We start from the raw sequence: 13,753 nt of genomic DNA on the forward strand, positions 1-13,753 counted from the left end.
ACCTTATCAGAAAAGAAAGTTAAAATAGCTAATAAGCAAAAATAAGATTAAAATTGATTGACTCAAAATTTTCGCCATTTATACCTATGAAACCCTCGATCGACAAAAGCAAAACAACATTGTATTCATCTTTAATCGCATTATTCCTCTTGACTTTTAGCGTTGTGAATGTTTCTGCACAATTTAAGTTTAATCAAGTAAAAGCTCAATCCGTCGCACCACGGCAACCTTTAACTGTTCGCTCAGATGTTCAAGAAGCCAATTCAGACACAGGTGTAATTACCGCAAGAGGAAATGTTTATATTAATTATCCCGCCAGAGATCTTCAAGCTACTTCCACCCAAGCTCAATACTTTAGTAGAGAAAGACGTTTAGTACTAACAGGAAATGTGTATGTTTTACAAGAAGGAAATACCATGAGAGCAGAAACTATGACATACTTAATTGACGAAGGTCGTTTTATAGCTACTCCAGAAACAAAACAACAAGTAGAATCGGTTTACTTAGTCGAAGAAAATGAAACTAAATAAAATTGACTTTGATAATTGATAATTAACAATGGTTGTTCTTGCGATCGTGAAAAATCAAAATAAATTGCTCATTGTTCAAACTACATAATGAAATTATTGTTAGAAAATGTCCATAAATATTATGGCAAAAGATGTATTGTTAATCGGGTTAATTTGAAAGTTTCTCAGGGAGAAATTGTTGGTTTATTAGGCCCTAATGGTGCAGGTAAAACCACTACTTTTTATATTGCTACGGGTTTAGTAAAGCCGAATGAGGGTAGTGTTCATTTAGATGAAGATAATATTACAAATTTACAATTAAATCAACGGGCTAAATTAGGCATTGGCTACTTAACTCAACAAGCAAGTATTTTTAGAAATTTGAGTGTAAAAGAAAATATACAATTGGTGTTAGAACAGACTAACACATCTCCTCGTTTTCGGAAAATGCGTTTAGATCAATTGATTGCTGAATTTCGATTGGAACAAGTAATCGATACTCAAGGATCTCAAGTTTCGGGAGGAGAAAGACGTAGAACTGAATTAGCAAGGGCTTTAGCCGTAGGCAAAGATGGCCCTAAGTTTTTATTGTTAGATGAACCTTTTGCCGGGGTTGATCCCATTGCCGTATCAGAAATTCAAGAAATTATCGCAGGACTCAAAGATCGAGGTATGGGTATATTAATTACAGATCATAATGTTCGAGAGACTTTAGCGATTACCAATCGATCGTATATCATGAGAGAGGGACAAATATTAGCATCAGGTACTGGTGAAGAACTTTACAATAACCCCCTCGTCAGACAATACTATTTAGGAGATAATTTTCAAGTCTAAATCCCATGGAAAAAGAACCCTTATCAATATCTTTACCCAAAATATCGGTCATGGATCGATACATCACGATCGAGCTACTATTACCCTTTCTCTTTGGTATTGGACTATTTACCTCTTTGGGATTGTCGATCGGCACACTATTTGAACTGATCCGCAAAGTCACAGAATCAGGACTATTATTAACCGTTGCCCTCAAAATTTTACTGCTAAGAATGCCTGAATTTATCGCCCTAGCATTCCCCATGTCAGTCCTGCTTGCTACCCTAATGGCTTATAGTCGTTTATCCAGTGATAGTGAAATCATTGCCCTAAAAAGTATCGGTGTTAACGTCTATCGATTAGTTGTACCCGCTATTATTTTGAGTTTGATCGTCACAGGCATAACATTTTTTATTAATGATGTTGTCACTCCTTCCGCAAATCGACAAGCCACCTTAACTCTTCAAAAAGCCTTAAATAGAGTACGCCCCACTTTTAAAGATCGAAATATTCTTTATCCTGAATATAAAACTGTTGAATATGAAGACGGTAGTACCCATTCAGTATTAGTGCGTTTGTTCTATGCTGAAGAATTTAATGGGGAAGAAATGAAAGACTTAACCATTTTAGATCTTTCCAGAGAAGGAGTAAACCAGATTTTGACATCTCAAACTGCTACATGGAATATAGGAGAAAATGTCTGGGATTTTTTCAACGGTACAATTTACCTCATATCACCAGATGGAGCATATCGCAATATAGTTCGTTTTGAACATCAACAATTAGCTGTATCAAGAGCTCCCCTCGATTTAGCTCAAAGACCACCCAGTTATGATGAAATGAGTATAGCTCAAGCTAGAGAACATTTGAAAATAGTTAAATTAGAGGCTAACGAAAAAGAAATCCGTAAAATATTAGTACGCATTCAAGGAAAAATATCTTTACCCTTTGTGTGTTTAGTCTTTGGATTAATTGGAGCGGCCTTAGGAGTTCGTCCTCAAAACACCAATAAAGCCACCAGTTTTGGTATTTGTGTAGGTTTAATTTTCTCTTACTATCTGTTATCCTTTGTCAGTGAATCCATGGGAATTTGGGGTATTCTTACCCCATTCATGGCGGCATGGTTGCCTAACTTGTTAGGATTGGGTACAGGTACATGGTTATTAATCCAATCTGCCAAATAATTATAAAATGTACGTTAAGAATATAACCTATCTAGCTCTTTTTGCATGGAATTAACCACAAGATCATAACACTCCGTAAGATAATCTTTATCTTTACTAGCTTCTATTCCATAACGATCGAAATAAATAGGAGGGCAAACCCTAGTTGTCATAGGAATAGGTAATGGTATATTGGGTAAAGGGCCAAGAGCCAAACCCCAAGGTAAACCTAAATAAATAGGAAAAATTTTGGGATCGAGATCAAAAATCCAAGGAAATAAACCTCTCTTATTCAACTCTTTTGCTTGTTCATATAAATCTCCTAACACCACAATACTTTCATGGGCGCCTTTAGAAATTAACGGTACAATCGGTAAAGAATACCGCAACGCCAATTTGATAAAACCTTTTCTGCCAACCAATTTTATTTTATTTCTTTCTGTGTAAGGACGAAATACATCTTCTGCACCCCCTGGATATACTAAGATAGTAGCTCCTTTTTCAATAGCAGCGATCGCCATTTTAGGATTAGCACGAATGGCTCCAGTTTTAGCGGCGACATTGGTTAAACTTTGATAAGCAGTCCATGCGAGAGGGTGCATTAAACCATAAGCTAAACGATCGGTTCCAAAGCGTTTAAACCAATCATACATCATCATAACCATATCAGGTGCGGCGATACCGCCATTGTGAGAACCGACTAATAAAACTTGTCCTTCGGGGATATTTTCCCAACCACTGGTTTCTACTCGAAAATAATATTTATAAAGGAATTCCCAAAAAGGCATTAACTGTTCTATGGTTTTAGAATCTCTTTGCGTCAATGACCAACCAAAATTTTTTTTATCCATATATCGGAAAGAAAATACGACAATTCATAACTATTAGACCTCTCCAAAATATTATTAAAACAACAATTATTCAATACTATAACGGTACTTTAAAAAGTTTTGTTCAAAAATGACTTGAAATACGATCACCTCTTCTTTCTGGAAAAAGCAATTGATGATACTACCAATTTTTAGGTTGAAAAGCGGAATCATTTAAGATTGAAACGGCTTCACCTGCCTGAGCTAAAACAAACAATCCTTGACGATAGGCATATTTATCAGCTCCGTCTTCAATTTCAATACCGGCTACAGCCCCATAGAGTTGCTTCGGAGCATATTCAGGAAAAAACTGTCTAAATTTTCCTAAATCATGAATTAGATCCTTGACATCATCAACCCCTAAACTGCTTTTAACTTCTACAACTAAAACATGATCTTCATTTGTCACCAGCACATCAATTTCTAGGATTGCTCCATTGAAACGTTTTTTCACTCGTTGACTAACTTGATGAACAGGAATACCTCGATTTAAAAACAATGTTTCACAGACAGGGACGACCATATTTTCCACAAAACGCCCCCACTTACCACCCAGATCACCAATTTGTTTATTGACTTCACGGATTCTACGATCGGTTTCTTTAAACTGTTGGTCTGTTTCTTTAAACCCTTGGTATATTTCCTTATTACGTTGATCCGCTTCTAGGGATTGCTGTTGTAAAAGACGTTCTGTTTCTTTTTGAGAACCCGCTAATTCTGCTAATAGTTGCCACACATCTTCTGCCGTTGTTGTCACGGTTAAGTCTCCATTAATTTTTCTACAATTTTATCCTATCCAAAAAGCGATCGCATTCTTCATTATCAATTTTTCATCGAACTAATTTTTTTGACAGTTTATTCTATTTTTCGGGAATACTAGAATTGTGTATCGTAATGTAACGAATCTTTAAGTTCGGTGATCACTCTGTTGAGGGGCTAACAATTATATCGAGTATCGGTCATCATAGAGTTGAGTACTTAAAGAAAATTAAAAAACTCTCAGCTAACTATTGACTACAATTAAGATATTAGAATTAAGATAAAACTAATATTATAAAAATAAAAACCTCGATCGTGAACTTTTATTAAAAAATTAACGTCTAAATAGTTAGTACAATATAAATAATGGTAAATCAAAGTCATAATGACTTCTCTTAAAAATAAAGGTTGCTTGTCGAAACAATCTTCAGAAACCATATCGAGCTTGAAGTTAGGAGAATATAAGCCCTATGTCCACCGCTAAAATTACCGCTAGAATAAACGAAATTGATAAAAGAAAAGTCAGTACAGTAGATATGGTGCGTACCTATCTGCAAGAAATCGGTAAAGTTCCTCTTTTAAGTCATGAACAGGAGATTGTTTTTGGAAAACAAGTACAACAAATGATGACTTTGCAGAATATCAAACAAGAATTAGCCAAAGACTTAAATAGAGAACCTAGTATAGAAGAATGGGCTACTGCTGTTGATAAAACTCCTGATGAAATCAAAAAAATTACTCATCAAGGTAAACGTGCCAAGCAAAAAATGATTGAAGCCAATCTGCGATTAGTAGTGGCGATCGCCAAAAAATATCAGAAAAGAAATATGGAGTTTTTGGATTTAATCCAAGAAGGAAGTCTTGGTTTAGAAAGAGGAGTGGAAAAATTCGATCCCACAAAAGGCTTCAAGTTCTCTACTTATGCTTATTGGTGGATTCGTCAAGCTATTACCCGTGCCATTGCACAACAAGCAAGAACTATTAGACTGCCTATTCATATTACCGAAAAACTCAATAAAATCAAAAAAACTCAAAGAGAATTATCTCAAAAACTAGGCAGAAGTCCATCTCCTAATGAAATAGCTGTCGCTTTAGAATTAGAACCTTCTCAAATTCGGGAATATTTCAGTATCGCCCGTCAACCCATATCCTTAGACGTGAAAGTGGGAGATAACCAAGACACTGAACTATCGGAACTATTAGAAGATGATGGTATTTCTCCTGATAGCTATATCACTCAAGAATTGATGCGTCAAGACTTGCATAAATTGCTAGGAGAGTTAACTCCCCAACAGCAACAAGTGGTAAAACTCAGATTTGGGTTAGAAGACGGTAAAGAATTATCTTTGGCTAAAATAGGACAAAGAATGAATATCAGTCGTGAAAGAGTTAGGCAGTTAGAACAACAAGCCTTGGCTCATTTGAGAAAAAAACGTAGCAGTGTTAAAGAATATATTGTGGCAAGTTAAAATGGGGTGGGCATTGCCCCACCATCTCAAACAAAAATTTTAGTTACAGAAAGAAATATAAAAATTTAAATTAAAAATCATCAGGAATTATCCATTTTGGAGGCTCGCTCAATTTTTTAAGTCGAGCAATTTCCGCCATTTCCAACATTTTATCAAGGGGAGTCGTCTCGATAAATTTAGAAGTTTCGGCTACAAATTCTTTGTTAGGACATTCTTCCTCCAAAATACAACCATTAAGACATTCAACTTCACAATTTACTGTTTTAGTCATAAAAAATCCTTGAATAATGGATAATAGATAATTATTGAATATAAATTATTCACTATATGGGGTATGTGTTATGTTTAAAAATGTTCTTTTTCCCATCGATCAAAGTCGAGAAACCAGAGATGCAGTTACGATCGTGAGTAATATTGTCAAAACCTATGATAGTAAACTATTTTTACTCTCTGTAGTTGAAAAATCCACTGAGGATGATTCTATCATGAGTCATGAAGATAGTGTTGCTCAACTTTTAGCAGGGGCAAAAGAATTATTTGCCCAAGAAAATATTAATGCAGAAATCATCGAACGGGAGGGAATGGCTTCTTTTACCATCTGTGATGTAGCTGATGAGGTAGAGGCAAATTTAATTATTATGGGGTGTAGAGGGTTAGGCTTAACTGCTGATGGTGCAGAAGATAGCGTAACTAATCGAGTGATTAATCTGGCACCCTGTCCTGTATTAGTTGTACCCTAGTTATTAATTATTTTGCTGTTGTCGATAATTAACTTAATTCCTAATCCGATTAAACCAACTGTCACCATTAAAAAGAGAAAAGTAGCCATGGTGGTGACACCCATAATTAAAGTTCTTACACTGGATGCAATACTTGCGGCCATTTGATTATTGAATTTTATGGGCATTGTTGTATAAGTTAGTATAACTGATTTCGTTAATAAATAAGCAGCGATCGCCAATGCCCCAGAAATTGAAGCCCCCGTAAAACAACGTATGGGGGTAATTTGTTGTTTATTTTCTTCTGTAACAATAATAGATTTATCTTTGGTTTCAGTATCACTCATGACTAATAATAAAAATTAATTTCATCTTAACATTATATTAATATGCTTTTTTCTGATTATCCGGCGAGAATTCTTTTTAACATAGTTTTTCGCCCTCGATCGGCTAAACTGTCATCTAAAGGGGTTAAACTAATTTTTTCTTGATACTTATATTCGATTGCCTTGATAATTAACCAATCAGCTAAAAAAGGATTTTTTGGCAAAAGAGGCCCGTGAGCATAAGTGGCGATCGCATTTTGATAAAAAGCCCCCTCAAAACCATCCTCTCCATTATTACCATAACCACTAACAACTTTACCTAAGGGGGATACTTCACCTAAATAAGTCCTACCGCCGTGATTTTCAAAACCAATAACTGTGGGAGATTCCCCTAACATTTCCTGTAAATCTTCAGCCAGAGGAGAAGCTACAATGTCAAAGGCTACGTTTCCAATACATCGAGGTACATTTTGCCCGGGATGCTTGGTGACTAAATCTAATATCCCTAATCCATCGATCTTTTGTCCTATCGCTGGTTCATAATATTTACCTAGTAACTGAGGTGAACCACAGGTAAACACACCCGGAATACCATCAGTAATTTTTTCTTTCATAATCTCCGCTTTTTCTCCTTGTAAGTCCCGCATCACGATTTCTTGTTGTCTATCTTGAGCACCACCGCCAACAATAAGATCAAATTTTTGAAACGTCTTTGTATCTGTATTTTGCTCCAAAGGCAATATAGAGACATCTAAATTACGCCATTGACATCTTCTTTCTAAACAGATAACATTACCTCGATCGCCGTAGGTACTCATTAATTTAGGATAAAGCCAACCGATAGTTAAGTGCATGAAACGGTAAATATTAAATTCGTTAATTAATTAATCAATTATATCTGATTTAGATCTTGCACCTCTATCATAAATTTTCAGTGATGAGAGGGAAAAGGTAAGAGGGAAAAGCAATAATAATTGACTTTAAAACTCTTTAAATTGATTTTAACCAGTTATTTACGAAATTTAATCATCATTTCCAGATTAGATAAGTCTTTATTTATTCAAATGGTTGTTTTATCCAATAATCTTTTGGGGTAACACTGTAAAAATAGTTACCTTGGTATTGACTACCGGATTTCTGCCATATCACCGCTGTGTCCACTTCCACATTCCATGTTTTTTCTAACATTTCTTTAATGATTGTCATGGTGATTCCAGTATCTAATAAGTCATCAACTAATAAAACTTTATCTTGAGGTGGATTGATATAAGACAAATTTCCCCATTGTAATTCTTCTTGTTGGTTATCTTTAGAGTAACTTTGGGCAACTATTACGGATAAGGGTAATTTTAACCTTCGGGATAGATAATCTCCTAAATAAAATCCTCCTCTGGCAATAGCAATTATTTGAGAATAAGATTTTTTACTGCTAATAATAGCGGTAGCCACCACTTCACAATATTCTCTAAATTGTTTCCATGTAAATTCTAATTCCTTTTGATTCTTGGCAGTTTCTGTCATTGTTCAGCAAATCCTAACTATTATGAAGGGAATTGATTTTTTCTGCACATTCACGGGTGAGGGCTTCTAAGACTTCTTTTTTACCTGATGATGGTGGCTGGATTATATCCCCTATTTTAATGTGAATATCGATCGATCGAGGTAATTTTTTTCCAGATTGTACAATATTTTCCGTACCACAAAGACAAACAGGTAGTATTGGAGCTTGTGCTTTTGCCGCAATCAAAGCGGCCCCCAACTTCGGATCATGAATTTTTCCATCCACAGTACGAGTACCTTCAATAAAAATACCTGTTGCCCATCCTTCTTCGAGACGAGAAATGGCTTGACGTATGGCTTTTCGATCGACTCCTTCCCGATTAACCGGATAAGCGCCCAATGCTGTGATAAGCTGTTTTAAACCATTGACGGCGAATAATTCTTCCTTTGCCATATAAGAAACAGGGCGAGTAATGGCCGCAGAAAGTAAAGGAGGATCATAAACACTAGCATGATTACTGACAATAATTAATTTACCTTTAGGTGGTATTTTTTCCTTACCTGTTACCTTTCCATGAAAGTAAAAGGAAAAAATAGGATTAACAACAAAAGAACGAACAAGATGGTAAACTGTTGTTTTGGTTTTGACTATTTTTTGAGTTGGGTTATTCTCACTCATTCTTTTTATAAAAAATTAAGATATTGTTAAAATACGGAAAATTTAGTTATAGTTATTTCAAAAATTAATCTTATGCTAAAAAAGCAACAATTTATTTCTTGGTTATCTCTGCTCACATTAACAACCTGTCTGTCTCCTGTTCGAGCACAAGACATTGAACCAACGGTAACAAATTATAATTACAATCAAGATTTTATTTCCATTCCCATCGAAATTATACCTCCAGAAAATAAACCTTATTCCTCTCCTTCTCCTTCTTCTTGTAGCTCTTTTATCGCTCCATCTATAGAGGAAATTATTAAACGTTACGGTGGTAGTTGGGGTATTTTGGTACAAAAACTTTCTGATGGGGAAACTATTTATAACTATAATGCCGATCGAGGGTTTATCCCTGCATCCAACATGAAAATTTTAACAACGGCGGCGGCGTTACAAAGATTATCACCTTCCACTACTATCAGTGCCAATAAATCTCTTAAAGAATGGGTAACGGTGACGAATTTAAGAAGTGATAATTACTATGCCGACACTCTGTTAAAAAGAATTGGAGGAGGTGCGATCGCAAAACAAACTTTAGCGGAATTGGGAATTAATCCTCAAGGTTTTTATTTTGCCGATGGCTCAGGGTTATCTCGTCGTAACTCAGCAACACCAAGAGTTTTAGTCGATACTCTCAGAGTAATGTATTCCAATCCTCAACGGGATATTTTCTTTGCTTCTTTACCCACTGCGGGAATTAGTGGTACTTTACGAAATCGCATGAAACAAACTCCCGTACAAGGCATTGTACACGCTAAAACTGGTACTTTAACAGGAGTTAGAGCTTTATCAGGTTATCTTGATCATCGTCAATATGGTACATTAGTGTTTAGTATTCTTGCTAATCATCCCAACCAATCGGGCGCGGCATTAGTACGAGCGATCGATGAAATTGTCCTTACCTTAAATACCACTGGAAATTGTCAGTAGAAAAATTAATGGATAATACCTCAGTTTGATGCAAGATTTATAGGTAAAAACAAGTTATTAGGTATTAGATTAAATAATTGATAAAAAACTATTAATCAATTCTTGTTACTATCTCCTTTTTCCTATCTCCTACCTTCATCAAAAATTTTATGTCGAACTGAGGTGATAATAGTTTATTATTTAGTATTTATTAAAACGCATTTTCAATGTAATTAACTAACTTAAATTTATAACCTTGATAGAAAATATTACTTCCTTCAAAAATTAAATTTATCGATCGATTATTCTCGATATTTTTTTGATAAGTTAATAAAGCGACATCAAAACGACAATTAAGTGTTGCTAAAGTCGAATTTTTACTTAAAAAACTTTCTGCTGTTAACCATAATTTTTTCTGTTTACCTTGAGTAATCGCATAAATACCGTCATTATCCCAATTTTTAATACTGCGGGTTTTTACCTCTACAAAAATTAAAATATTGGAGGGTTTTTTTTGAGCAATTATATCCATTTCACCCCAACGACAATACCAACCTTGATGGATTATTTCATAACCTTTATTAATCAAGTATTGAGCGATAATTTCTTCTCCTAATTCACCAATCTTTTTCATGACAACTTTAGCTTATTTGAGTGTAACTTCTCCAAATAATTCGATAACTTTTTCTTAATCATTGGAAATATTTAATGATTTTTTAATTACAAATTTCAATACTAAATTGATGAATAGTGGTATTGTTAGGAAAATAATTAACCAGTCTCCTTTTGCCACATAAAAAGTAATAGTACTTCGACGATAAATTTCTCCTACATGGGTTTGGTACTTATTTATGTCCGAAATCCATTCAGTGTTACCATGAGGATCAATAATAGCAGAATAACCTGTATTAGTTGCTCTTGCCATCCATCTATCGGTTTCGATCGATCTCATCACATCTTGAGCGTGGTGTTGCTTTGGCATGGTATCATCATAATGGGCATTATTAGAAGCAGAAATGATAAATTGTCCTCCTTTCAAGGCTTGATAACGGAAAATTTCTGCAAAGGCTGAGTCATAACAAATACCAACAATGGCTTGTCCAAAAGGAGTTTTTAAAAATTGCTCTTTTTTTCCGGCAATTAGTTCTGTATCTAAGGGAGAAAGTCGTCTAATTATACTCCCAAAAATGGCACGAAAGGGAATATATTCTCCTAGTGGTACTAATTTTATTTTGTCATATTTACTAATCACTTTTCCTTCAGAATTAAGAACAAATAGACTGTTAGTATATCTATTATTATCTATTCGATCAAATGCACCCAAAAATAAAGGTATTTTATATTGTTGAATAGCCTGAGAGAAAACACTATTTTCAGCAATTTGATCATAAAAAAAAGGTAACGCTGTTTCAGGAGTTAAAATTATATCAACTTCTTTTTCTGCTAAATCAATATAGCCTTTAGTATAGTTAATTAAAGCCGTATTTAAACCGGGATCATAAAGTTTAATTTCGTTAGGTATATTACCCTGAATAATTCCTATTTTAATAACATTTTCTGGTCGATCAACTATTTTTTGTTGATAAATTAGATAGCCAATACTATGAGTTAATGTAAAAATTATGACACCATAAATGATAAATTTATAGGAGATAGACTTAATTCGATTTTTTCCTAAAATTAAAAATTTATTATCCTTATTACTCTCTAAAATTAAAATTATATTTTCAGCAAATAAACCGTTAATTAAAACAATAAGAGCAGTAATAGTCGTTGTACCTGACAGTTTTAATAACTGTAAAATAGCTAAATTATCAGGACTTTGAGTAAAAGATAAAGATGTCCACCACAGAGGGCTAAAACTCCAAATTTTTTCCAATACACACCAAATAGTTACCCCATAAAAAATTATTATTAGTGAATGATTATGCTTAATTAAAATATTTAAAAGATAAGCCCATAACGTCACTAAAATTGCACCCCAAAGAGTTATAAAAATCCAACAAAAAGTAGCAATAATAAAACTATTAAACCATGAGACTCCCATCCACGTCATTGGATGAATTCCCGTAATCCAAAATAAAGCAAATCCATGATAACCAAATCCCCAAAAAAAACCACTTAAAATAGCTGTCAAACTCGATCGATATAAGGTAATCCATAAAGGAATTAATGCTATCCATGCCAACCAATATAACTTCGTTGGGGCAACGCTTAAACCCATGAATAAACCACCTATTAAAGCAAATATTAGATATTTAAAAGATATTTTTTTTGTTAAATATATCAAAGAATTAAAAGCCATTTATTTATACTAAATTTTAAGAGATAAAAATGTTGTCATATCATAATATTTTAAATACATCTCGCAAAGATGCAAAGACGTAAAGAAATTTCAAGCAAAATTTAAAATAATTGTTAAAAGAATATTAAGAGTAATCTTTTTTCGTGATAATGATTATATATTTAAGCAAAGATTTATCATAAAAATCACTTATTCCTAATTACCATGCTAGATACCCTTGATTTAAGTCTCTCTTTAGATAAAGATACCTATCGCTCCAAAATAGAAGATTTAATGCGGGAATTACGATCGCTACAAAATATATGTTGGTTAAAAAAATTACCCATTATTGTCGTATTGGAAGGGTGGGCGGCAGCTGGAAAAGGTGGCTTAGTCAAGCAAATGACAAATTATATGGATCCTCGTGGTTTTATAGTACACCCGATTCTATCCCCCTCTCCAGATGAGCAAAAATTTCCTTTTCTTTGGCGTTTTTGGCAAAAGTTACCCTCAAAAGGCAGTATTGGAATTTTTTACCATAGTTGGTACACTCACCTTTTAGAAGATCGACTATTTCAAAGAATCAAAGAACAAGATATTCCTTTAATTATGCGAGACATTAATGCTTTTGAACGGCATTTAGTGGAAGATGGTGCAGTAATAGCAAAATATTGGCTTCATTTGAGTAAGAAAGAGCTTAAAAATCGTCTCAAAGAATACGAAAAAGACGAGTTTGAGTCGTGGCGTGTGCGCAAGGAAGACTGGCAACAAGCAAAAAACTATGATCAGTATCAAAAATTAGCTGAGGAAATGTTAATTTATACTAGCAGTGGTTTCGCCCCTTGGGTATTGGTGGAGGCAGATTGTCAACGATGGGCAAAAGTCAAGGTTTTAACTCAACTGGTGGCAACTATCCGAGAGGCTTTAGCAAAACGAGAAATCAGCGTGGAAAGTCCTTCTTTACCCCATCAATCTGAATTACTCCCCACAGAAGCGGATTACTTAGGACAAACTGATTTAACCATTCATTTGCCTAAAGAGGAGTATCAAATTAAACTAAAACAAGCTCAAATGCAACTGCGAAAATTGCAAAAGGACATTTTTGAGAAAAATATCGGAGTATTACTTTTATTTGAAGGATGGGATGCCGCCGGAAAAGGAGGTGCAATTAAACGCATTACGGATATTTTAGATCCTCGTAGTTATGAAGTTCATGCTTTCGCTGCCCCTACGAAAGAAGAATATTTACACCATTATCTCTGGCGTTTTTGGAGACGGTTAACTCCTACAGGCAAAATAGGAATCTTCGATCGAACTTGGTATGGTAGGGTATTAGTAGAAAGAATCGAAGGTTTTGCCACAGAAGCGGAGTGGAGACGCGCCTACAGAGAAATTAACGAGTTTGAAGCTCAGTTAGCCAGTGCAAATTATATTGTCCTTAAATTTTGGTTACATATCAGCCCAGAAGAGCAATTGAGACGTTTTGAAGCTCGTAAAGATGACTCTTACAAAAGTTATAAACTTACAGATGAAGATTGGCGTAATCGAGAAAAATGGAGTTTATATGATGTAGCAGTTAATCAGACGATCGCCCGTACTAATACTCCTCAATGTCAGTGGACAGTTGTTCCGGGTAATGATAAATATTATGCTAGGGTGTTTGTTTTAGAAACTGTTATCAATGCCATTAAAAATAAAATTAATTCATAAAA

Annotated in this window: 16 protein-coding genes; 7 read left to right on the forward strand and 9 right to left on the reverse strand. The window is 34.5% G+C overall.

The annotated features are described in order from the left end of the window. Positions 1-86: 86 nt before the first annotated feature. The 3 genes from GM3709_RS03900 to GM3709_RS03910 all read left to right on the forward strand — a co-directional run bounded on the left by GM3709_RS03900 (position 87) and on the right by GM3709_RS03910 (position 2,509). Complete coding sequence (locus GM3709_RS03900; RefSeq protein WP_066116481.1) at positions 87-530, forward strand: LptA/OstA family protein; 444 nt, start codon at positions 87-89, stop codon at positions 528-530. Positions 531-617: 87 nt separating this feature from the next. Continuing rightward, on the forward strand, positions 618-1,346 hold the full coding sequence (gene lptB / locus GM3709_RS03905; protein ID WP_066116483.1) for an LPS export ABC transporter ATP-binding protein: 729 nt from the start codon (positions 618-620) through the stop codon (positions 1,344-1,346). 5 nt (positions 1,347-1,351) lie between these two features. Beyond that, entirely contained in the window at positions 1,352-2,509 is a 1,158-nt protein-coding gene (locus GM3709_RS03910; RefSeq protein WP_066116486.1) for an LptF/LptG family permease, read from the forward strand. Between the two features lie 14 nt (positions 2,510-2,523). On the opposite strand, the gene GM3709_RS03915 is transcribed toward GM3709_RS03910, so the two are convergent. Beyond that, positions 2,524-3,339: a lysophospholipid acyltransferase family protein gene (locus tag GM3709_RS03915; protein ID WP_066116488.1), complete on the reverse strand. Its 816-nt coding sequence runs from the start codon at positions 3,337-3,339 to the stop codon at positions 2,524-2,526. A 160-nt stretch (positions 3,340-3,499) separates the two neighbouring features. Then, positions 3,500-4,114 carry a hypothetical protein gene (locus tag GM3709_RS03920; RefSeq protein WP_066116490.1) on the reverse strand — a complete coding sequence of 205 codons (615 nt, stop codon included), beginning with the start codon at positions 4,112-4,114 and terminating at the stop codon, positions 3,500-3,502. Positions 4,115-4,586: 472 nt separating this feature from the next. Between GM3709_RS03920 and GM3709_RS03925 the strand changes: the two genes are divergently transcribed. Then, the gene (locus GM3709_RS03925) at positions 4,587-5,585 is read left to right on the forward strand and encodes an RNA polymerase sigma factor, RpoD/SigA family (protein WP_071828009.1); all 999 of its coding nucleotides are present in this window, start codon (positions 4,587-4,589) and stop codon (positions 5,583-5,585) included. Between the two features lie 70 nt (positions 5,586-5,655). On the opposite strand, the gene GM3709_RS03930 is transcribed toward GM3709_RS03925, so the two are convergent. Beyond that, positions 5,656-5,856, reverse strand: coding sequence for a hypothetical protein (locus GM3709_RS03930; RefSeq protein WP_066116492.1), 201 nt, complete (start codon positions 5,854-5,856; stop codon positions 5,656-5,658). A 70-nt stretch (positions 5,857-5,926) separates the two neighbouring features. Between GM3709_RS03930 and GM3709_RS03935 the strand changes: the two genes are divergently transcribed. Further along, positions 5,927-6,325, forward strand: a complete 399-nt coding sequence (locus GM3709_RS03935; RefSeq protein ID WP_066116494.1) for a universal stress protein — start codon at positions 5,927-5,929, stop codon at positions 6,323-6,325. On the opposite strand, the gene GM3709_RS03940 is transcribed toward GM3709_RS03935, so the two are convergent. From GM3709_RS03940 to GM3709_RS03955, 4 genes are all read right to left on the reverse strand, one after another. After that, complete coding sequence (locus GM3709_RS03940; RefSeq protein WP_066116496.1) at positions 6,322-6,651, reverse strand: DUF3082 domain-containing protein; 330 nt, start codon at positions 6,649-6,651, stop codon at positions 6,322-6,324. The genes GM3709_RS03935 and GM3709_RS03940 overlap by 4 nt on opposite strands. A gap of 56 nt (positions 6,652-6,707) precedes the next feature. Then, positions 6,708-7,484: a type 1 glutamine amidotransferase gene (locus GM3709_RS03945; RefSeq protein WP_066116498.1), complete on the reverse strand. Its 777-nt coding sequence runs from the start codon at positions 7,482-7,484 to the stop codon at positions 6,708-6,710. 202 nt (positions 7,485-7,686) lie between these two features. Further along, positions 7,687-8,151 (reverse strand): phosphoribosyltransferase, encoded by a 465-nt coding sequence (locus GM3709_RS03950; protein WP_066116502.1) that lies wholly within the window; start codon positions 8,149-8,151, stop codon positions 7,687-7,689. 13 nt (positions 8,152-8,164) lie between these two features. Then, positions 8,165-8,809 (reverse strand): 1-acyl-sn-glycerol-3-phosphate acyltransferase, encoded by a 645-nt coding sequence (locus GM3709_RS03955; RefSeq protein ID WP_066116504.1) that lies wholly within the window; start codon positions 8,807-8,809, stop codon positions 8,165-8,167. Positions 8,810-8,881: 72 nt separating this feature from the next. Between GM3709_RS03955 and GM3709_RS03960 the strand changes: the two genes are divergently transcribed. Next, on the forward strand, positions 8,882-9,778 hold the full coding sequence (locus tag GM3709_RS03960) for a D-alanyl-D-alanine carboxypeptidase/D-alanyl-D-alanine-endopeptidase (protein WP_066116508.1): 897 nt from the start codon (positions 8,882-8,884) through the stop codon (positions 9,776-9,778). 190 nt (positions 9,779-9,968) lie between these two features. Here GM3709_RS03960 and GM3709_RS03965 read toward each other — a convergent pair whose 3' ends face one another. Together GM3709_RS03965 and lnt are read right to left on the reverse strand one after the other, a co-directional pair. Next, entirely contained in the window at positions 9,969-10,391 is a 423-nt protein-coding gene (locus GM3709_RS03965; protein ID WP_066116510.1) for a YraN family protein, read from the reverse strand. Between the two features lie 54 nt (positions 10,392-10,445). After that, positions 10,446-12,062 carry an apolipoprotein N-acyltransferase gene (gene lnt / locus GM3709_RS03970; RefSeq protein WP_071828010.1) on the reverse strand — a complete coding sequence of 539 codons (1,617 nt, stop codon included), beginning with the start codon at positions 12,060-12,062 and terminating at the stop codon, positions 10,446-10,448. 204 nt (positions 12,063-12,266) lie between these two features. Here lnt and pap point away from each other — a divergent pair, with 204 nt between their 5' ends. Continuing rightward, positions 12,267-13,751, forward strand: coding sequence for a polyphosphate:AMP phosphotransferase (gene pap / locus GM3709_RS03975; protein WP_066116512.1), 1,485 nt, complete (start codon positions 12,267-12,269; stop codon positions 13,749-13,751). Positions 13,752-13,753 lie beyond the last annotated feature (2 nt).

The sequence above is a fragment of the Geminocystis sp. NIES-3709 genome (assembly GCF_001548115.1).
In the GTDB taxonomy this organism is placed as follows: domain Bacteria; phylum Cyanobacteriota; class Cyanobacteriia; order Cyanobacteriales; family Cyanobacteriaceae; genus Geminocystis.